Consider the following 18,398-nt stretch of genomic DNA (forward strand, 5'->3'; position numbering starts at 1 on the left):
ATCACCCTACGGGTGCGCGCCGCGCGTCCGGTATCCGTCTCCGGTTGCCACCAGCACCTCACCCGTAGGCGGGCTGCCGCAGGCCCGCTCGCATCCGACGAAGTGGCGGTGGCCCGCCGCCGGGTCGGCCACGGCAGCGGCAGCGTCCGCGCGGACGTCGGCCACCGAGTGCTCACAACCGGGCCTGCCCGTGCATGCGCTGACCGACAGCCACGGCGAGTTCTCGTCGAACACCAGGCCCAACGGCGCGAGCACGCGCAGCGCGACATCGGCGACGTCCTCGGCAAGGTCGAACACCACCACCGAGCGCCACGGCGTGATCGCCATCGGCGCCTCGATCGCAGCGAGGAACTCCGCGGTCTTGGCGGGCAGCACGCCCAGCGGCACCGCGGCACCCAGCGCGATGCGGCCGTCGTACTGTTCGAGCCATCCCACGGGTGGGCGGGTGACCGCCGGCCACGTCATGCCCGTTGCCTCCGACGGGGTCAGCCCGACGAGCAGCGGGCCGACATCGTCGAGTTCCTTGACCCGCCAAGCCTTTCCGCGCTCGGCGGCGAATCGCCGGGCCACGGCCACCATCGTCGGCACCGTCGAACTCTTCGCAAGCCGCACACCGGTGTCCCGTCCCGCCAGCAGCAGCCCGGCCGTTTCACCGTCGAAGTGCACCCCGACGTCGGGGCCGAGGCCGGAGATGTCGCCGCGGCCGTCGTCGATGCCGAACAGGAACCGGCCGGGCAGGGCGGCCAGGTCCGCGTCGGCGCGGATGGCTTCGTCGAGGGTGGTGACCAGCCCGTGGACGTCGATGGTCGACCCGACCCGGCCCGACAGCGGTGAGGCGACGATGTTGCGCACGCGTTCGTGGGTCGGGGAGGGCAGCAGACCGGCCGCCGCAGCGGCCTCGGCTACCGCCGTCGTGTCGGTGACGCCGCGGATCTGCAGATTGCCCCGCGAGGTCAGCTCCAGCGTGCCCGCACCCCAGTCGGTGGCCGCTCGCGCCAGCGCCTGCAACTGTGCTGCGGTGATGCGCCCACCCGGCAGCCGTATCCGCGCCAGCGCGCCGTCGGCGGCCCGATGCACTTGCAGCGCACCGGGGCAGGCGTCCTGGTCGCGGGTCCTGGCCACGAATCCACGGTAGTCGTGGGTGCGGGGTCCGAACACAGGTAGTGCTCTACGCGTGCCCTGCCGGTCCAGCGCTCGTAGCGTCCGGAACATCAGGTCCGAGTCGGACCGAGCGAGCACGGTGGGAGATCGCCATGACCGAACTGACCACGACAAGGCCACAGTCGACACCACGACCGGTACCGACGATCGACCCGGCCCTGATCACCGAGGAGCAGGTGCGGTTCGGCACTGCGGCCGCACGCCTTGCCGCACCTCCAACCCACGGGCACTGGGCGTCGACGCTGGGTGCGGTGCGCGGGCTCTGGCGCAGCCATCGCGGCCCGGAGCACAGGCACTATCCCCAGCGGTTCGCCTATCTCGAGCACGCGTTGCTGTCACGCGAACTCGACCGGCTGTGATCAGCCGGCCAGGGCCGCGGTCTGCGTGGTTTCGACACCGGCCACCGCCGAGTACGCCGAGGCGTCACCCGCCACGACGCGGCTCTGCCGGCCGTAGACGTCGACGGGGATGTCCCCGGCCAGGGTGATGCGGTTGAGCCGGCGGTACTGGTCGTCGTAGTCGGCGACGGCGTAGTGCTGGGTGGCCCGGTTGTCCCACAGCGCGACGTCGCCGAGCTGCCAGCTCCACCGAATCGTGTTTTCCAGCTTGGTGATTCGGTCCTGGAACAGATTGAACAGGGCGGCCGACTCGGTCGATCGGAGCCCGACGAACTTCTTGACGAAGTGGCCGAGCAGCAGCACCCGCTTACCGGTCTCCGGGTGCACGCGGACCACCGGATGCTCGGTTTCGTAGTAGTCAGAGACGAATTCGTCGCGGTACGACCGCTGCTCGGCGGTCAGGGACGCGTTGGGCTCGTCGTGCAGGGTGGCGTAGTCGTACTGGTTGGTGTGGACGGCCCACAGGTTCTCGGCGAGCGTGCGCAGGGGTGCCGGTAGCCGGTCGTAGGCGGCCTCGGTGGACGCCCACGTCGTCGTGCCGCCGTACGGGGGCAGGGTGATGGCCCGCAGGATCGACGCCTTCGGAATCCGGTCGACGAACGTCACGTCGGTGTGCCAGCTGTTGGCCTTGTCGTACCGGGAATCGATGGGCAGGAAGCGCTCCCCGCGTGAGGTCACGGTCGGGTGCGCGGTCGTCGGCGTGCCCAACGCCTGGGCGAAGGCGAGCTGACCGTCGTCGTCCAAGCCGTGCTGGTCGCGGAAGAAGATCACCTTGTGTTCGAGCAGGGCCGCGTTGATCGCCGACGCGGTCTCCGGGTCGACACCCGCGCTGAGGTCGAGGCCCTCGATCCGGGCACCGATGTGGGCGCCGAGCTTTACCACCCGTAGCGATGACGACATGTGAGCAACCTCCAGACGGTCCGTGAAGCCTGCTGGTCACATTCGCCGCGCGCCCTTGCGATGACAATCGTTCGGCTCAGCGCGAATGGAAGGGGCTCGTGTTTCGGCTGGATCAAGATCGGGTAGCTCACCGCCGTGAGGGCACTGTGGGACTACATCACCGCCCACCAAGCGCAGCTGGCGTTCGACTCCTATCAACACGTCAGTGCCGTCGTCCAGAGCGTGCTCATCGCGACGATCGTCGGTGTGGTGATCGGGGTGCTGACCTACCGAAACCCGACGGCGGCCAACCTCGCGACCGCGACATCCAGCGTGATCCTGACGGTCCCCGCGTTCGCTCTGCTCGGCTTGCTGATCCCGCTGTTCGGGCTCGGAGTGGTGCCCAGTGTCGCTGCGCTGGTGCTGTACTCGCTGCTGCCGATCGTGCGCAACACGATCGTCGGGCTCAACGGGGTCGACCCCGCACTCACCGACGCCGCGCGGGGAATCGGCATGAGCCGGCTCGACACCCTGGCCCGCGTCGAACTGCGTCTGGTGTGGCCGTCGATCCTGTCCGCCATGCGGATCAGCACGCAGATGTCGATGGGCGTGCTGGCGATCGCCGCCTACGTCAAGGGGCCCGGACTGGGCAACCTGATCTTCACCGGGCTGGCGCGCGTGGGCAGTCCGACGGCCGTACCGATGGCCCTGGCCGGGACGCTGCTGATCGTCGTCCTCGCACTCGCACTCGATGCGGTCCTCGTCGTGATCGGTCGCATCACCACGTCGAAAGGTATTCGATGACAACCCAAGTCGCGCCGGAGGACACCAGCTCGAACGGCAGCACGGGGGTCCGCATCGTGCTGGACCACGTCTCGAAGGTCTATCCCGGCTCCGACAGCCCCGCGGTGGACGACGTGTCGCTGGAGATCCCCGCCGGCGAGATCGTCGTGTTCGTCGGCCCGTCCGGCTGCGGGAAGACCACGATGATGCGGATGATCAACCGGCTGTCCGAACCGACATCGGGCACGATCATGATCGGCGACAACGACGCGCTGTCCATCCGGCCGACCGAGCTTCGCCGCTCGATCGGCTACTCGATCCAGCAGGCGGGGCTGTTCCCGCACATGACGATCCGGCAGAACGTCGGCCTGGTGCCGGGGTTGCTGCGTTGGGACCGCAAGCGCATCGCCGAGCGCGTCGATGAACTGCTCGACATGGTTGGCCTCGAGCCGGGTCAGTACGCCGAGCGGTATCCGCGCCAACTGTCCGGCGGTCAGCAGCAGCGTGTGGGCGTCGCGCGGGCGCTGGCCGCCGACCCTCCGGTCCTGTTGATGGACGAACCGTTCGGTGCCGTCGACCCGATCACCCGCAGCACGCTGCAGGACGAACTGCTGCGGCTTCAGGGCGAACTGCGTAAGACCATCGTGTTCGTCACGCACGACTTCGGTGAAGCAGTAAAGCTCGGCGACCGGATCACGGTGCTGGGCAACCAGTCCAAGGTCCTGCAGTACGACACACCGCAGAACATCCTGGCCAGCCCCGCCGATGACACCGTCGCCGGTTTCGTCGGCTCCGGCGCTTCGCTGCGCCAGCTGGGTCTGATGCGCATCAAGGATGTGGAGCTGCGGCAGCATCCGGCTGTGCGCCAGACCGATTCGATCGACGACGTCCGAAAGGCTCTGGCGGGCAGCGAGTTCGACTGGGTGGTCGTGCTGGACGAACGGGAGCGGCCCGTGAGCTGGGTGCGGGAGAGCAAGCTCGACCACGCGGCCGCGCTCGCCGACGCCGTCGAACCGCTCGACGTCGTCAGCACTCAGTCGACGCTGGAGGACGCCCTGGAAGCGATCCTGGCACAACAGCATGCGTCGGCCGTCGTGGCCGGACCGGGCAGCCGGTATGCCGGCGTCGTCACGCTCGACACGCTGATCGACACGATCACCTGGCTTCGGGCCTCGGCGGAGGCCAGCACGGACGGACAACCGTGACCGCGGTCGCGGACTCCGCCCAGTCGGCGCGCACCAACCCCGGCGAACGCAGGCGACTGCTCATTCAACCCATCGTGGTGCTGATCGTCGCTGCCGCCGTGGTGTTCTGGGCGTTCAACCGCGACCTCACCGCGACCCAGCAGGAGAACATCAACCCCGGCAACATTGCGACGCTGATCTGGCAGCACCTGTTGATCACCGTTGCGGTCACCGCGATCGTGCTGTTGATCGGCGTGCCGCTCGGCGTGCTGGTCACACGCCCCGGTGCAAAGATGTTGCGGCCCTTCTTCATGGGTGTCGCCAACATCGGCCAGGCGGCGCCCGCGATCGGCCTGCTGGTCCTGCTGTTCCTGTGGACCGGCAGGACCGGGTTCTGGATCGGCGTCCTGCCGATCGCGCTGTACTCGCTGCTGCCGGTGCTGGCCAGCACGATCCTCGGCATCAACCAGGTGGACCGGTCGCTGGTGGATGCCGGTCTGGGACAAGGCATGTCGCGGCGATCGGTGCTGACGCGGGTCGAGTTGCCGCTGGCCATCCCGTACATCCTGGCCGGCCTGCGCACATCGCTGGTGCTCGCGGTGGGGACGGCGACCCTGTCGTTCCTCGTCAACGCCGGCGGCCTCGGCATCCTCATCGACACCGGATACAAGTTGCAGGACAACGTGACCCTGATCCTGGGCAGCGTGCTCGCGGTGTGCCTCGCGCTGCTGGTCGACTGGCTCGGCGGGCTCGCCGAGTTCTACCTCAACCCCAAGGGTCTGCGATGATCCGCCGCACCATCGCCCTGCTGGCCTGCGCACTGCTCGCCGGGTGCGGGCTGGGGGCGGGAAGCACCGTGCCGCTCAAGGTCGGGCCGGCCTCGATCCAACCCAATCCCGCACTCGAGGGCGTTCCGATCACGGTGGGCTCCAAGGAATACACCGAACAGGTGATCCTCGGCTACATCCTGGAGTACACCTTGGCCGCGGCCGGAGCCGACGTCCGCGATCTCACCGGCATCGTGGGCTCGCGCAGCACCCGCGAGGCGCAGCTGTCGGGTCAGGTCGACGTCGCCTACGAGTTCACCGGTAACGCGTGGATCAACTATCTGGGCCACGAGAAGCCGATCCCCGACAGCCGCAAGCAGTTCGACGCGGTCCGCGATGAGGATCTGGCCCGCAACGACATGGTGTGGTTGCCGCCGGGGCCGATGGACGACACCTACGCACTGGCGGCCAGCCGGGGAGTCGTCGAGCGGACCAATGTGCGCACGCTGTCGGAGTACGCCGAGTTGGTCAAGCGCGATCCGGCGGCGGCACGCACCTGCGTCGACACCGAGTTCCGGGCCCGCCAGGACGGCTATCCCGGCATGGCCGCGGCCTACGGATTCGACCCCGCGCGCGCGCAGACGCCAGTGCTCCAGGTCGGCATCATCTACCAGGCCACCGCCGACGGGACACAGTGCGACTTCGGTGAGGTGTTCACCACCGACGGCCGCATCGCTGCGCTGGACCTCGTCGTGCTCACCGACGACAAGCAGTTCTTCGCCCACTACAACCCGTCGGTGACGATGAAACGCGCCTTCTACGAGGCGCATCCGCAGATCGCCGACGTCACGGCACCGGTGACGGCGGCGCTGACCAACGAGGCCATCATGGACATGAACAAGCAGGTCGACGTGGAGGGCCGCGACCCGAGCGTGGTCGCGCGTGACTGGATGGTGGCGCAGGGCTTCATCACCGCGCAGTAATCGCGATTTTCGTCGATATCGCCTCTCTTCCGCGCGTACTCTTCCGATAGCCGAAGGGGGTCGCGATGGCGGAGAAACGTGCGGTGAAGGTCGCGATCGTCGGCGCCGGTATGTCGGGCATCTGTATGGCGGCCAAGTTGCAGGACGCCGGCATCGAGACCTTCACGATCTTCGAACAAGCCGACGAGGTCGGTGGCACCTGGCGCGACAACACCTATCCCGGGCTGCACTGCGACGTGCCGTCTCGGTTCTACTCGTATACCTTCCGGTCGAACCCCGAATGGTCCCGACTGCTACCGCCGGGCAGCGAGGTTCAGTCGTACTTCAAACAGGTGGCGACCGAGCGCGGCATCCGCAGCCACATCAAGTTCGGCACACCCGTGACCAGCGCGGAGTTCCGCGACGGCAAGTGGTGGATCGGCACCGCCGACGGCTCCGAACCGTTCGACGTCCTCATCACCGCGACGGGCATCCTGCGGGTACCGCGCTATCCCGACATCCCCGGACTGGACAGGTTCGCAGGCCCGATGTTCCACTCGTCTCGCTGGGATCACTCGGTGCCGTTGCAGGACAAGCGGATCGGGTTGATCGGGACCGGATCGACGGGTGTCCAGATCACCGCCGAACTCGGCGGAAAAGTGCGGGGGCTCACGATCTTTCAACGCACCGCTCAATGGGTCTTCCCGTTCCCGAACCCGCGGTACTCACCGATCACAAAGGCCGCGCTGCGACGCGCCCCGGCGCTGAGCCGGCTCGGCTACCGCTTCTGGCAGGCCGTGTACGAGAACTTCTTCGCCAAGGCGATGGTCCATCCGGGACTCCGTCGCCGGCTGGTGTCGGCGATGTGCCGGTGGAACCTCAACCTCTCCGTGCGCGACCCGCAGCTGCGCCGCAAACTGACGCCCGACTACCAGGCGATGTGCAAGCGCATCGTCGCCGCCGGACACTACTACCAGTCCGTACAGAAGCCGGGTGTCGACGTCGTCGTCGACCCGATCGATCACATCGAGCCCCGGGGCGTCGTCACCGCGGACGGCACCCTGCACGAGCTCGATCTCCTGGTGGTCGCGACCGGCTTCGACGCGCACGCCTATACGCGCCCGATGGAGATCATCGGGCACAACGGCGTCTCGTTGGACGACGCATGGACGGACGGCCCGCAGGCCTATCGTTCGGTCGCAGTGCCGGGCTTCCCGAACATGTTCATGCTGATGGGGCCGCACTCTCCGATCGGTCAGCAGTCGCTCGTGATCATCGCCGAGAACCAGGCCGACTACGCGATGTGGTGGATCGAGCGCATCCGGGACGGTCGCATCGAGGCCGCGGCGCCGACGGAGATCGCCACCAAGGATTACAACGAGCAGATGAAATTGGCCATGCCGCATACGGTTTGGACGACCGGCTGCAACAGCTGGTATCTCGACAAGCACGGGCTGCCCGAACTGTTCCCGTGGGAGCCCGTCCGTCATCGCCGGCTGTTGGCGTCGCCGGAGCCATCCGACTTCGACGTCCAAACGGCTCAAACGTGACGGTCGTCACACTAGAGCCTCTAGTGATCCGTGCCACACAAGTCGATCTCACACCGTCGCTGACGTCGTAAGTTCCCGATTACTGCACGTGTGTGCAGTAAGCGTCAGGAAGGAACGACGATGTTCGAACTCATCGTGTTCGGTGCTCTTCTGGTCGTGCTGATCGCCGCCCTCGGGTTGCCGTATCCGCAGAGCACCTACGGCCGCTGGAACCGCCACTAACCGCTTCGGTATCTGCCGCACGCTCGCGGAGCGGAATACGGCGTGGGGTAGTAATGGGGGGTGGCTCAGCCGTCTCGCGACCCCGCCGTCTTGCTCCTGTCCACCTCGGACACCGACCTGATCACGGCCCGGTCCAGCGGCGCCAACTACCGGTGGGCGAACCCGTCGCGGCTGGTCGACGGCGAACTCGGCGAACTGCTGCGCGACGCCGACGTCGTGGTGGTGCGCATCCTCGGCAGCTACCGCGCCTGGCAGGACGGCATTGACGAGGTCGTGGCCAGCGGAGTGCCCGCGGTCGTCGTCAGCGGCGAGCAGTCGCCGGACGCGGAGTTGATGCGGCACTCGACCACACCCGCGGGGGTGGCGCTGCAGGCGCATGTCTACCTGGCTCAGGGCGGCGTCTCGAACCTGCGCCAGTTGCACGCGTTCCTGTGCGACACGGTGTTGATGACCGGCTTCGGGTTCTCGCCGCCCGAGAGCACGCCGCTGTGGGGCGTGGTGCCCCGCGAAGGCGGCGGTGACGGTCCGACCGTCGCGGTGCTCTACTACCGCGCCCAGCACCTCGCGGGCAACACCGCCTACGTCGAGGCGCTGTGCGATGCGATCGAAAACGCCGGCGGTCGTGCGCTGCCGGTGTTCTGCGCGTCGCTGCGCACCGCCGACGCGGAGCTTCTCGAACTGCTCGGAACGGCCGACGCGCTGATCACGACCGTCCTCGCGGCCGGTGGGGCCACCCCGTCGACCGTGTCGGCCGGTGGCGCGGATGACAGCTGGAACGTCGCGCACCTTGCGGCACTGGACGTTCCGATCATGCAGGGGTTGTGCCTGACGAGCCCGCGGTCGCAGTGGCAGAACAATGACGACGGGCTTTCGCCGCTCGACGTCGCGACACAGGTCGCCGTGCCGGAGTTCGACGGCCGCATCATCACCGTGCCGTTCTCGTTCAAGGAGATCGACGACGAGGGACTGACGTCGTACGTGCCCGATCCCGAACGCTGCGCGCGCGTCGCCGGGCTGGCCGTGCGGCACGCCCGGCTGCGGTCGATTCCGGTGCAGGACAAGCGGATCGCGGTGGTGTTCTCCGCCTATCCGACCAAACACGCGCGCATCGGCAACGCCGTCGGGCTCGACACCCCCGCCAGCGCCGTCGCCCTACTGCGTGCGATGCGCGAGCACGGCTACCGCATCGACGACGCAGACGGAGCCGGCGACCTCGGCACGATCATCGCCTCCGGCGATGGGGACGCGCTCATCCACGCGCTGATCGAACGCGGCGGCCAGGACCCCGACTGGCTGACCGAAGGACAGGTCGAGGGCAATCCGATCCGGGTGTCGGCCGAGGACTATCGCGACTGGTTCGCCACGCTGCCCGCCGAACTCACCGACGCGATCGTCGAGCATTGGGGTCCGCCGCCGGGGGAGTTGTTCGTCGACCGCAGCGCCGACCCCGACGGCGAGATCGTCATCGCCGCGCTGCAGGCGGGCAATGTCGTGCTGATGGTGCAGCCGCCGCGCGGATTCGGCGAGAACCCCGTCGCCATCTACCACGACCCGGACCTACCGCCCAGCCACCACTACCTCGCCGCATACCGGTGGATCGAGTCGGTGTTCGGCGCCGACGCGGTCGTACATCTGGGCAAACACGGCAATCTCGAGTGGCTGCCGGGCAAGACCCTCGGCATGTCGGCGGCCTGCGGATCGGACGCCGCGCTGGGCAACCTGCCGCTGATCTACCCGTTTCTGGTCAATGACCCCGGCGAGGGCACCCAGGCCAAGCGTCGCGCCCACGCCACCCTCGTCGACCATCTCATCCCGCCCATGGCGCGCGCCGAAAGCTACGGCGACATCGCCCGTCTGGAGCAGTTGCTCGACGAGCACGCGAACGTATCGGCGCTCGACCCCGGCAAACTGCCCGCGATCCGACAGCAGATCTGGACGTTGATGCGCGCCGCGAAGATGGACCACGACCTCGGGCTGGAGGAGCGCCCCGAGGAGGACTCGTTCGACGACATGCTCCTGCACGTCGACGGCTGGCTCTGCGAGATCAAGGACGTCCAGATCCGCGACGGTCTGCACATCCTCGGCGAAACACCCAGCGGCGAGGACGAACTCGATCTGGTGCTGGCGATCCTGCGGGCCCGGCAGTTGTTCGGCGGTGAACAGACGGTGCCGGGTCTGCGCCAGGCCCTCGGCCTCGCCGAGGACGGCAACGACGAGCGCGCCGCAGTCGACTCCGCCGAGGAGCAAGCCCGCGAACTGGTTGCCGCGCTGCAGGAGTCGGGATGGAACGCCGATGTCGTCGACACGCTGACCGACAACGCCGACGTCGCTGCGGTGCTGCGGTTCGCTGCCGCCGAAGTGGTGCCGCGGCTCGCGGGCACGGCGCAGGAGATTCCGCAGATTCTCCGGGCGCTGGATGGGCGCTTCATCCCCGCCGGGCCGTCGGGGTCGCCGCTGCGCGGGCTGGTCAACGTGCTGCCCACCGGACGCAACTTCTACTCCGTCGATCCCAAGGCGGTGCCGTCGCGGCTGGCGTGGGAAACCGGTGTGGCGATGGCGGATTCGCTGCTAACCCGTTACCGCGAGGACTACGGTGACTGGCCGCGGTCGGTCGGGCTGTCGGTATGGGGCACCTCGGCCATGCGGACCGCCGGCGACGACATCGCCGAAGTGCTGGCCCTGCTGGGGGTTCGCCCGGTCTGGGACGAGGCGTCGCGGCGGGTCGTCGACCTCGAACCGATCACGCTCGCCGACCTGGGCAGACCCCGCATCGACGTCACCGTGCGCATCTCGGGGTTCTTCCGAGACGCTTTCCCGCACGTCGTCACGATGCTCGACGACGCCGTGGCGTTGGTCGCCGCGCTCGACGAACCCGCCGAGGACAACTACGTCCGTGTCCACGCACAGGCCGACATCGCCGAACACGGCGACGAGCGTCGCTCCACCACAAGAATTTTCGGATCCAAACCGGGAACGTACGGTGCCGGGCTGCTGCAGCTGATCGACAGCCGCAACTGGCGCGACGACGCCGACCTCGCCGAGGTGTACACGGCGTGGGGCGGATTCGCCTACGGCCGCGGCCTCGACGGTGCGCCGGCCGCCGACGACATGAGCAGGCAGTACCGCCGAATCGCGGTCGCCGCGAAGAACACCGACACGCGCGAACACGACATCGCCGACTCCGACGACTACTTCCAGTACCACGGCGGCATGATCGCCACCGTCCGGGCGTTGACCGGTAAGGATCCGGCCGCCTACATCGGCGACAACACCCGCCCCGACGCCGTGCGCACCCGCACGCTCTCCGAGGAGACCACCCGGGTGTTCCGTGCCCGGGTGGTCAATCCGCGGTGGATCAACGCGATGCGCAGGCACGGCTACAAGGGTGCGTTCGAAATGGCCGCCACGGTCGACTACCTGTTCGGCTACGACGCGACCGCGGGCGTGATGGCCGACTGGATGTACGAGCGACTGTCGCAGGAGTACGTGCTCGACGACGAGAACCGCAAGTTCATGGCCGAGTCCAATCCGTGGGCGCTGCACGGTATGGCCGAACGACTCCTGGAGGCCGCCGACCGCGGCATGTGGTCCGCACCCGAACGGGCGACGCTCGACGGCCTGCGCAACGTGCTCCTGGAGACCGAGGGCGATCTGGAGGGCTAGGTTGGGTGGCGTGTCTGCCACCTTTGCCGACGTCGCGAAGTCCGAGTACATCCTGCTGACCACGTTCACCAAGGACGGCAGGGCGAAGCCCACGCCGATCTGGGCGGTGCCCGAAGGTGACGGCCTGATCGCCATCACGCAGGAACAATCGTGGAAGGTCAAGCGGATCCGCAATACGCCGCGGGTGACCATAGCGCCGTGCGATATGCGCGGTAATCCGAAGGGCGAGGCGGTCGAGGCGGTCGCTTCGATCCTCGACAAGTCGGCCAACGGCGCGACCTATGCCGCGATCGGCAAGCGCTACGGGTTGCTCGGCAAGACGTTCAACGTTTTCTCCAAGCTGCGCGGGGGAATGAACAAGAACGTAACCATCGAGATCAAGCCGGGGTGATCATGGCCGACACGTTCGACGACGTCGCGCGTTCGAAGTACATGCTGCTGACGACCTTCACCAAGGACGGCAGACCCAAGCCCACCCCGATCTGGGGCGCCCCGGAGGGGGACAAGCTGCTCGTCATCACCGACGACGGGTCGTGGAAAACCAAGCGCATCAACAACACCCCGCGGGTGACCATCCAGAAGTCGTCGGCGCTGGGCAAGCCCAAGGGCGAACCCGTCGAGGCGGTCGCCCGGGTGCTGCCCAGGGACGACACCCGCCGGGTCTTCGACAAGGTCACCCGCCGCTACTGGTATCACGCGTGGTGGTGGATCCCGCAGGCGCTCATCCGCGGCGGCATCGACAAGGTGCACATCGGAATCGAGATCAAGCCGGCGTAGCCGGCAGGTGTTCGCCGAAGAACGCGAACACCCGCGCCCAGGCGTCGTCGGCGGCCGCCCCGTCGTACCCGAACCCGGTGATCCGCAACAACGGTTGCCCGGGCAGCTTGTTGGCAAAGCTGTGGCCGGCGTCCGGATACACCTTGATGTCCGACGGAATTCCCTTGTCCTCGAGTACTTTCCGTAACCGGTCGGCGGCCCCGATGCCGATCGGGTCGCGGCGGCCGAAGCTGGCGACGACCGGGCACGCGCCGGTCAGCGTCTCGTCGAGTTGGCGGGGCAACGGGGTGCCGTAGAACGGCGCCGACGCGCCGAACCCCTGCGGCGACATCACCAACGCGAACTGCCCGCCCATACAGAACCCGGCGATGCCGACCGCGCCCGTGCACTCCGGCAGGGCCAGCACATGGTCGCGGGCGGCCAGGATGTCGTCGAGCGCGCGACCGCGCTTGCTGAGCAGTTCGCGAAACACTCGGGTGATGCAGCGGGCGCGCCCACCCCGGGAGTACAGATTCGGCGTGATCGCGATGTAGCCGGCGCCGGCGATGCGGGCCGCGATCGCCTCGTTGTCCGGTCCGTACCCAATCGCGTCGTGCACGACCACGATCGCCGGCCACGGCCCCTCGCCGTCCGGCGTCGAGAGCAACGCGTCGATCGGACCGTCCGGCGTATCGATCTTGATCGTGCCCACACCGTCAATCTACGGAACCCGACAGCCCGCCCGGACGTTAACCGCGTATGGCGATGCGGCTGTTTGTCCTCTATGTGCTCATCGAGACGGCGGTCGTGGTGGCCCTGGTGTCGACGATCGGCATCGGCTGGACGCTACTGCTGCTGCTCGCGACGTTCATATTGGGCTTCGCGCTGGCCGGATCGCAGCTGCGGCGCCACATCGGCCGGCTGCGTTCGGGCCTGACCCCGGCGACCCTGCACGGTACGGCCGCCGACAGCATCCTGGTCGCGCTCGGCGTCGTACTGGTCGTGATCCCGGGGCTGGCCAGCTCGGTGATGGGCGCGCTGCTCCTTCTGCCGCCGACGCGGGCGGCGGCCCGCCCGGTGCTCACCGCGCTGGCCGCGCGCCGGATGCCGCTGATCACCGCCGGGGTGGCGGGCTGGGGAGCGGCCACGAGGCGCGAGGACTACATCGACGGCGAGGTCGTCGACGTGGTCGACGTCGAACCGCCCGCCGTGGAGCGCGCGCCTCGTTCCACCGACGACCTGTGAGAACCTCCCGTAGGTGACGACCCTTCTGCTCAACGGGCGGGTGCACAGCCCCGCCCTGCCCGACGCCACGGCTCTCGCGGTGCGCGACGGTGTGATCGCCTGGCTGGGCAGCGACGACGTCGGCCGCAGCCAATACCCCGACGCGCAGGTCATCGACCTCGACGGCGCCTTCGTCGCACCCGCCTTCGTGGACAGCCACATTCACCTCACCGCCACCGGGCTGGCGCTCTCGGGCCTCGACCTCCGGTCGGCCCGATCCAGGCAGCACTGCCTGCAACTGCTCGACGACTACGCCCGCAGCCATCCCGACGGCCCGATCTGGGCCCACGGCTGGGACGAATCGGACTGGCCCGAACGCACCCCGCCCAGCACCGATGACGTCGACGCCGTCGTCGGTGACCGGCCCGCCTACCTCGCGCGGGTGGATGTGCACTCGGCCGTCGCCTCGACCGCACTGCGGGCACTTCGCACCGGCCTGGTCGACGCCGCCGGATACGACCCGCAGCGGCCGCTGACGGCCGACGCGCACCACGTGGTCCGTGCCGAGGCGCGCACCCGGCTGACCCCGCAGCAGCGCGACCGCGCGCGCACAGCCGCGCTGAACGCGGCGGCGGCGTCCGGTATCGCCGCCGTGCACGAGTGCGCCGGCCCGCAGATCGGCGGCCTCGACGACTGGGACGAGATCCGCGCCCTCGACCACGGCGTCGAGATCATCGGCTACTGGGGTGAGGCGGTGATGACGGCCGATCAGGCGCACGCGCTGATCGAGCGCACCGGCGCCCGGGGCCTGGCCGGCGACCTGTTCGTCGACGGAGCGCTCGGCTCGCGCACCGCCTGGCTGCACGAGCCCTACGCCGACGCCCCCGGATGTGTCGGCAACACCTACCTCGACCGCGACGCGATCGCGGCGCACCTGCAGGCCTGTACGCAAGCCGGCATCCCCGCCGGCTTCCATGTGATCGGCGACGCGGCCGTCACCGCCGTCGTCGACGCGCTCGAGACCGTCGTCGCTTCGGCCGGAGCCCCCGCCGTCGCCCGGTGCGGGCACCGGCTCGAACATCTGGAGATGGTCACCGAGGAACAGGCACACAAGCTCGGCGCCTGGGGCGTGCTCGCCAGCATGCAACCGAACTTCGACGCCCTGTGGGGCGGTGAAACCGGCATGTACGCCCAGCGTCTCGGGCGCGAGCGAGCCAGATCGTTGAACCCGTTCGCGCTGTTAGCATCCCAAGGCGTGCCCCTCGCCTTCGGCTCGGACAGCCCCGTCACCGGAATGGACCCGTGGGCGACGGTGCGCGCGGCGACGCGGCATCAGACCCCGGGCAGTGCGCTCTCGGCGCGTGCGGCCTTCGCGGCACTGACCCGCGGTGCGTGGCGGGCCGCAGGCGTGCGGGACGGGGTGGCCGGCACCTTGGTCCCCGGCGCTCCGGCCACGTACGCGGTCTGGGAGGCCGACGAACTCGAGGTCAGTGCGCCCGCCGACGCGGTACAGAGGTGGTCGACCGACCGGCGCTCGCGGGTGCCCGCGTTGCCACGGCTGGACGGCCCATCACCCCGCTGCCGTCAGACGGTTCACCGGGGTGTCGTCATCCATGGCTGAAACCGCCTCCAGGACAAGGCGCTTCGGACAGGCCCTGATCAACCGGCTGCCGCAGCTGGCCGTGGTGATCGTGGCCGGGGCGCTACTGTGCCTGAGCTTTCCGCCGTTCGGTTGGTGGTATCTGAGCTTCGTCGCGTTCGCGCTGCTGGCCTGGGTGCTGACGCGCGAGACCACCACCGTGCGAGGCGGATTCGGCTACGGCTTCCTGTTCGGCGCCGCGTTCTACCTGCCGTTGCTGCCGTGGGTCGGCGCGTTCGTCGGCCCCTTCCCGTGGATCGGTTTGGCACTCGCCGAGGCGTTCTTCCCGGCGCTGTTCGGTGCGGCCGCGGTGGCGGTTCGGAAGCTGCCGGGCTGGCCGCTGTGGTTTGCGGGGCTGTGGTCGGCGCAGGAATGGCTCAAGTCGACGGTGCCGTTCGGTGGCTTCCCTTGGGGCGTGGTCGCTTACGGCCAGACCGAGAGCCCGCTTCGGTCGATCGCCCAACTGGGGGGTGCGCCGTTGCTGTCCTTCGCCACGGTGCTCGTCGGGTTCAGCGTCGCGGCAATCGTTTTCGAGGTCGTCGAATGGTGGCGGCGCGACGCCGGACAGAACGCGGCACCGCCGGCCGTAGTGGTCCCCGGGGTGGCCATCAGCGCCGTGCTGCTCGTCACCGCGTTGACGTGGCCGCACGTCCGTCAGTCCGGGCTAGGCGCCGGCGACGAACACTCGGTCACCGTGGCCGTCGTCCAGGGCAACGTCCCGCGGCTCGGCCTGGATTTCAACGCGCAGCGGCGCGCGGTGCTCGACAATCACGTGCGCGAGACGCTGCAACTCGCGGAAGACGTACGAGCCGGGCGCGCACCGCGGCCGATGTTCGTCGTCTGGCCGGAGAACTCGTCCGACATCGACCCGCTGGCCAACCCGGACGCCGACGAGCTGATCTCCTCGGCGGCGTCAGCCATCGACGCTCCCATCCTCGTCGGCGCCGTGGTCGAGGCGCCCGGTGCCACGCCCGACGAGCCGACCACGACGAACTCGGTGATCGTGTGGAATCCGCGCGGCGGGCCGGGCGAGCGACACGACAAGCAGATCGTGCAGCCGTTCGGGGAGTACCTGCCGTGGCGCGGCTTCTTCCGGCACTTCTCCGACTACGCCGACCGAGCCGGGTACTTCGTGCCGGGCGACGGCACCGGGGTCGTGCATCCCGCCGGTGTGCCCGTGGGGGTGACCACCTGCTGGGAGGTGATCTTCGACCGGGCACCGCGCGAGTCGGTGCGCAACGGGGCGCAGCTGCTGGTGGTGCCGTCGAACAACGCGACGTTCACCGAGTCCATGAGCGAACAGCAGCTGGCGTTTGCGCGGCTGCGCGCGGTCGAGCACGACCGATACGTCGTCGTCGCCGGGACAACGGGAATCAGCGCCGTCATCTCGCCGGACGGCCGTGAGCTGTCTCGCACCGCGTTCTACGAACCCGCGTACCTCGACTCCGCGGTACGGCTGAAAACGCAGCTCACAGCCGCGACGCGGTGGGGCCCGCTGGTGGAGGGCCTGCTCATCGCCCTCGGCGTAGGCGGGCTTATCGCCGCGATGCTGCACAATGAAAGCTTTGTGCGCCGTCGATTGACCGGCGGCACCAAAGATAGAGGAGCTACATGACGACGGGCCGGGACCCGGGGGAGCGCCCCAGCCAGCGCACGCTGGTCATCATCCCCACGTACAACGAGCGGGAGAACCTCCCGCTGATCGTCGAGCGCGTTCAGAAGGCGCAGCCCGACGTGCACATTCTGGTCGTCGACGACGGCAGCCCCGACGGCACCGGCAAGCTCGCCGACGACCTGGCGCTCGCCGACCCGGACCGCATCCACGTCATGCACCGCACCGCCAAGGGCGGCCTCGGCGCGGCCTACCTGGCCGGGTTCGCGTGGGGGCTGGGCCGCGAGTACTCGGTGCTCGTCGAGATGGACGCCGACGGCAGCCACCCTCCCGAGCAGCTGTACCGCTTGCTCGACGCCATCGACGGCGGCGCCGACGTGGTGATCGGTTCGCGCTACGTGGCGGGCGGAGAGGTGCGTAACTGGCCGCGCCGCCGCCTGGTGCTCTCGCGCACCGCGAACGGCTACAGCCGCATCCTGCTCGGCGTCGACATCCACGACATCACCGCCGGCTATCGCGCCTACCGCCGTGAGGTGCTCGAGAAGATCGACCTGAGCGCGGTCGAATCGAAGGGCTACTGCTTCCAGATCGACCTGACCTGGCGTTCGATCAACAACGGGTTCGTCGTCGTCGAGGTGCCGATCACGTTCACCGAACGCGAGTTCGGTCAGTCCAAGATGAGCGGCTCCAACATCCGCGAGGCCCTGTTCAAGGTCGCGGGGTGGGGACTGCGGGGTCGCATCGACCGCGCGCGGGGGGCCCGCGTCACGCCGTGATCAGCCGCGGCGGCGGGCCTTGATGATGTCGAGGCGCTCCTTGAGCAGCTCCTCGAGCTCCTCGATCGAGCGGCGCTCGAGCAGCATGTCCCAGTGCGTCCGCGGCGGCTTGGTCTTCTTGGGCTCCGGCGCGTCACCCTCGATCAGGGTGCCTTCCATGCCGTTGCGGCACAGCCAGGTGTGGGGGATCTCGGCGTCGTCGGCGAACGGGACGTCGAACTCCTCACCGTTGTCGGTGCGGTACCGCGCGACCTGACGCGGCGCCAAGTCGTGGTTGCGGTCGGTCTCGTAGCTCACGGCTCCGAGGCGACTTCCCCTCAAAACACGATCAGCCATCGTCAAACAACTCCTCGATCAGCGCGTAATTGTCCGGATCATCAACGCAGCAATACGCTGTGAAGTTCCCGACTCGACCCTCCATGATACCGGGGAACGGGTGGCGCTCGGTTTACAGTCACGTCCGTGGCACGTCGGTTACGTCCCCAGTCCTGCCGCTGGTGCGGTCGCGAGGTCGGCGACGCCGGTCTGGGCCGGCGACGCCAGTACTGCAGGCAGTCCTGCCGCCAGCGCGCGTATGAACAGAGAAGCCTGATCAAGGGCACCTCGCTGGCCCCCGACGCGGTGGTCCTGTCCCCGGAGGAGGCCGCCGAACTCTCCGACCGCGTCTACCAGGTCCGATGCGCAGCCGAAGACGTCGCCCTGGCCGTCGAGGAGGGGGCGGACACCGGTGAACTGCGCGAGCTGTGCGATGCCCTGATGCAGGCGGCCAAGGCCGCCGACGGGTGGCGATGACGGCGAATATCTCTCGGTAAATCGCTGCGC

Annotated in this window: 18 protein-coding genes; 14 read left to right on the forward strand and 4 right to left on the reverse strand. The window is 68.7% G+C overall.

Going from position 1 to position 18,398, the window contains the following annotated elements:
• Positions 1-6: 6 nt before the first annotated feature.
• The gene (cobG, locus tag A5752_RS11880) at positions 7-1,122 is read right to left on the reverse strand and encodes a precorrin-3B synthase (protein WP_067085439.1); all 1,116 of its coding nucleotides are present in this window, start codon (positions 1,120-1,122) and stop codon (positions 7-9) included.
• A gap of 131 nt (positions 1,123-1,253) precedes the next feature.
• On the opposite strand from cobG, the gene A5752_RS11885 reads away from it, so the two are divergent.
• Positions 1,254-1,520 carry a hypothetical protein gene (locus A5752_RS11885; protein ID WP_067085321.1) on the forward strand — a complete coding sequence of 89 codons (267 nt, stop codon included), beginning with the start codon at positions 1,254-1,256 and terminating at the stop codon, positions 1,518-1,520.
• On the opposite strand, the gene A5752_RS11890 is transcribed toward A5752_RS11885, so the two are convergent.
• Positions 1,521-2,459: a TauD/TfdA dioxygenase family protein gene (locus A5752_RS11890; protein ID WP_067085322.1), complete on the reverse strand. Its 939-nt coding sequence runs from the start codon at positions 2,457-2,459 to the stop codon at positions 1,521-1,523. It lies immediately after the preceding gene.
• A 135-nt stretch (positions 2,460-2,594) separates the two neighbouring features.
• Between A5752_RS11890 and A5752_RS11895 the strand changes: the two genes are divergently transcribed.
• The 8 genes from A5752_RS11895 (at position 2,595) to A5752_RS11930 (ending at position 12,346) form a co-directional block, all read left to right on the forward strand.
• Positions 2,595-3,242, forward strand: a complete 648-nt coding sequence (locus tag A5752_RS11895; RefSeq protein WP_067085324.1) for an ABC transporter permease — start codon at positions 2,595-2,597, stop codon at positions 3,240-3,242.
• Positions 3,239-4,426 carry an ABC transporter ATP-binding protein gene (locus A5752_RS11900; RefSeq protein WP_067085326.1) on the forward strand — a complete coding sequence of 396 codons (1,188 nt, stop codon included), beginning with the start codon at positions 3,239-3,241 and terminating at the stop codon, positions 4,424-4,426. Before A5752_RS11895 ends, A5752_RS11900 begins: the two co-directional genes overlap by 4 nt.
• Complete coding sequence (locus tag A5752_RS11905) at positions 4,423-5,193, forward strand: ABC transporter permease (RefSeq protein WP_067085328.1); 771 nt, start codon at positions 4,423-4,425, stop codon at positions 5,191-5,193. Before A5752_RS11900 ends, A5752_RS11905 begins: the two co-directional genes overlap by 4 nt.
• Positions 5,190-6,155 carry a glycine betaine ABC transporter substrate-binding protein gene (locus A5752_RS11910; protein ID WP_067085330.1) on the forward strand — a complete coding sequence of 322 codons (966 nt, stop codon included), beginning with the start codon at positions 5,190-5,192 and terminating at the stop codon, positions 6,153-6,155. The genes A5752_RS11905 and A5752_RS11910 overlap by 4 nt, the downstream gene beginning before the upstream one ends.
• 65 nt (positions 6,156-6,220) lie before the next feature.
• Positions 6,221-7,684 carry a flavin-containing monooxygenase gene (locus tag A5752_RS11915; RefSeq protein WP_067085332.1) on the forward strand — a complete coding sequence of 488 codons (1,464 nt, stop codon included), beginning with the start codon at positions 6,221-6,223 and terminating at the stop codon, positions 7,682-7,684.
• A gap of 282 nt (positions 7,685-7,966) precedes the next feature.
• The gene (gene cobN / locus A5752_RS11920; protein ID WP_067085334.1) at positions 7,967-11,569 is read left to right on the forward strand and encodes a cobaltochelatase subunit CobN; all 3,603 of its coding nucleotides are present in this window, start codon (positions 7,967-7,969) and stop codon (positions 11,567-11,569) included.
• A gap of 10 nt (positions 11,570-11,579) precedes the next feature.
• Positions 11,580-11,960, forward strand: coding sequence for a PPOX class F420-dependent oxidoreductase (locus tag A5752_RS11925; protein WP_067085336.1), 381 nt, complete (start codon positions 11,580-11,582; stop codon positions 11,958-11,960).
• A gap of 2 nt (positions 11,961-11,962) precedes the next feature.
• Positions 11,963-12,346, forward strand: coding sequence for a PPOX class F420-dependent oxidoreductase (locus tag A5752_RS11930; RefSeq protein ID WP_067085441.1), 384 nt, complete (start codon positions 11,963-11,965; stop codon positions 12,344-12,346).
• On the opposite strand, the gene A5752_RS11935 is transcribed toward A5752_RS11930, so the two are convergent.
• Positions 12,333-13,037 (reverse strand): dienelactone hydrolase family protein, encoded by a 705-nt coding sequence (locus A5752_RS11935; protein WP_067085337.1) that lies wholly within the window; start codon positions 13,035-13,037, stop codon positions 12,333-12,335. The genes A5752_RS11930 and A5752_RS11935 overlap by 14 nt on opposite strands.
• A gap of 47 nt (positions 13,038-13,084) precedes the next feature.
• On the opposite strand from A5752_RS11935, the gene A5752_RS11940 reads away from it, so the two are divergent.
• The 4 genes from A5752_RS11940 to A5752_RS28290 are packed head-to-tail and all read left to right on the forward strand — an operon-like array spanning position 13,085 to position 17,576.
• Positions 13,085-13,570 carry an FxsA family protein gene (locus A5752_RS11940; protein WP_067085339.1) on the forward strand — a complete coding sequence of 162 codons (486 nt, stop codon included), beginning with the start codon at positions 13,085-13,087 and terminating at the stop codon, positions 13,568-13,570.
• A gap of 13 nt (positions 13,571-13,583) precedes the next feature.
• Positions 13,584-15,170, forward strand: coding sequence for an amidohydrolase (locus tag A5752_RS11945; protein ID WP_067085341.1), 1,587 nt, complete (start codon positions 13,584-13,586; stop codon positions 15,168-15,170).
• On the forward strand, positions 15,163-16,803 hold the full coding sequence (lnt, locus tag A5752_RS11950; protein ID WP_067085343.1) for an apolipoprotein N-acyltransferase: 1,641 nt from the start codon (positions 15,163-15,165) through the stop codon (positions 16,801-16,803). Before A5752_RS11945 ends, lnt begins: the two co-directional genes overlap by 8 nt.
• Complete coding sequence (locus A5752_RS28290; protein ID WP_067085345.1) at positions 16,800-17,576, forward strand: polyprenol monophosphomannose synthase; 777 nt, start codon at positions 16,800-16,802, stop codon at positions 17,574-17,576. Before lnt ends, A5752_RS28290 begins: the two co-directional genes overlap by 4 nt.
• Here A5752_RS28290 and A5752_RS11960 read toward each other — a convergent pair whose 3' ends face one another.
• On the reverse strand, positions 17,577-17,912 hold the full coding sequence (locus tag A5752_RS11960; RefSeq protein WP_064350208.1) for an RNA polymerase-binding protein RbpA: 336 nt from the start codon (positions 17,910-17,912) through the stop codon (positions 17,577-17,579).
• A gap of 126 nt (positions 17,913-18,038) precedes the next feature.
• Between A5752_RS11960 and A5752_RS11965 the strand changes: the two genes are divergently transcribed.
• A complete protein-coding gene (locus tag A5752_RS11965) occupies positions 18,039-18,368 on the forward strand; it encodes a hypothetical protein (protein ID WP_067085347.1) in 330 nt (109 codons plus the stop codon).
• Positions 18,369-18,398: the final 30 nt, after the last annotated feature.

Source organism: Mycobacterium sp. 852002-51961_SCH5331710 (genome assembly GCF_001665535.1).
Taxonomy (GTDB): domain Bacteria; phylum Actinomycetota; class Actinomycetes; order Mycobacteriales; family Mycobacteriaceae; genus Mycobacterium.

What these genes read in the sequence shown, in the direction of transcription:
- A5752_RS11885 (WP_067085321.1), top strand. Translation starts at nt 1,254, where the DNA reads ATGACCGAACTGACCACGACAAGGCCACAGTCGACACCACGACCGGTA.
- A5752_RS11890 (WP_067085322.1), bottom strand. Translation starts at nt 2,459, where the DNA reads ATGTCGTCATCGCTACGGGTGGTAAAGCTCGGCGCCCACATCGGTGCC.
- A5752_RS11900 (WP_067085326.1), top strand. Translation starts at nt 3,239, where the DNA reads ATGACAACCCAAGTCGCGCCGGAGGACACCAGCTCGAACGGCAGCACG.
- A5752_RS11910 (WP_067085330.1), top strand. Translation starts at nt 5,190, where the DNA reads ATGATCCGCCGCACCATCGCCCTGCTGGCCTGCGCACTGCTCGCCGGG.
- A5752_RS11915 (WP_067085332.1), top strand. Translation starts at nt 6,221, where the DNA reads ATGGCGGAGAAACGTGCGGTGAAGGTCGCGATCGTCGGCGCCGGTATG.
- A5752_RS11930 (WP_067085441.1), top strand. Translation starts at nt 11,963, where the DNA reads ATGGCCGACACGTTCGACGACGTCGCGCGTTCGAAGTACATGCTGCTG.
- A5752_RS11940 (WP_067085339.1), top strand. Translation starts at nt 13,085, where the DNA reads ATGGCGATGCGGCTGTTTGTCCTCTATGTGCTCATCGAGACGGCGGTC.
- lnt (WP_067085343.1), top strand. Translation starts at nt 15,163, where the DNA reads ATGGCTGAAACCGCCTCCAGGACAAGGCGCTTCGGACAGGCCCTGATC.
- A5752_RS28290 (WP_067085345.1), top strand. Translation starts at nt 16,800, where the DNA reads ATGACGACGGGCCGGGACCCGGGGGAGCGCCCCAGCCAGCGCACGCTG.
- A5752_RS11960 (WP_064350208.1), bottom strand. Translation starts at nt 17,912, where the DNA reads ATGGCTGATCGTGTTTTGAGGGGAAGTCGCCTCGGAGCCGTGAGCTAC.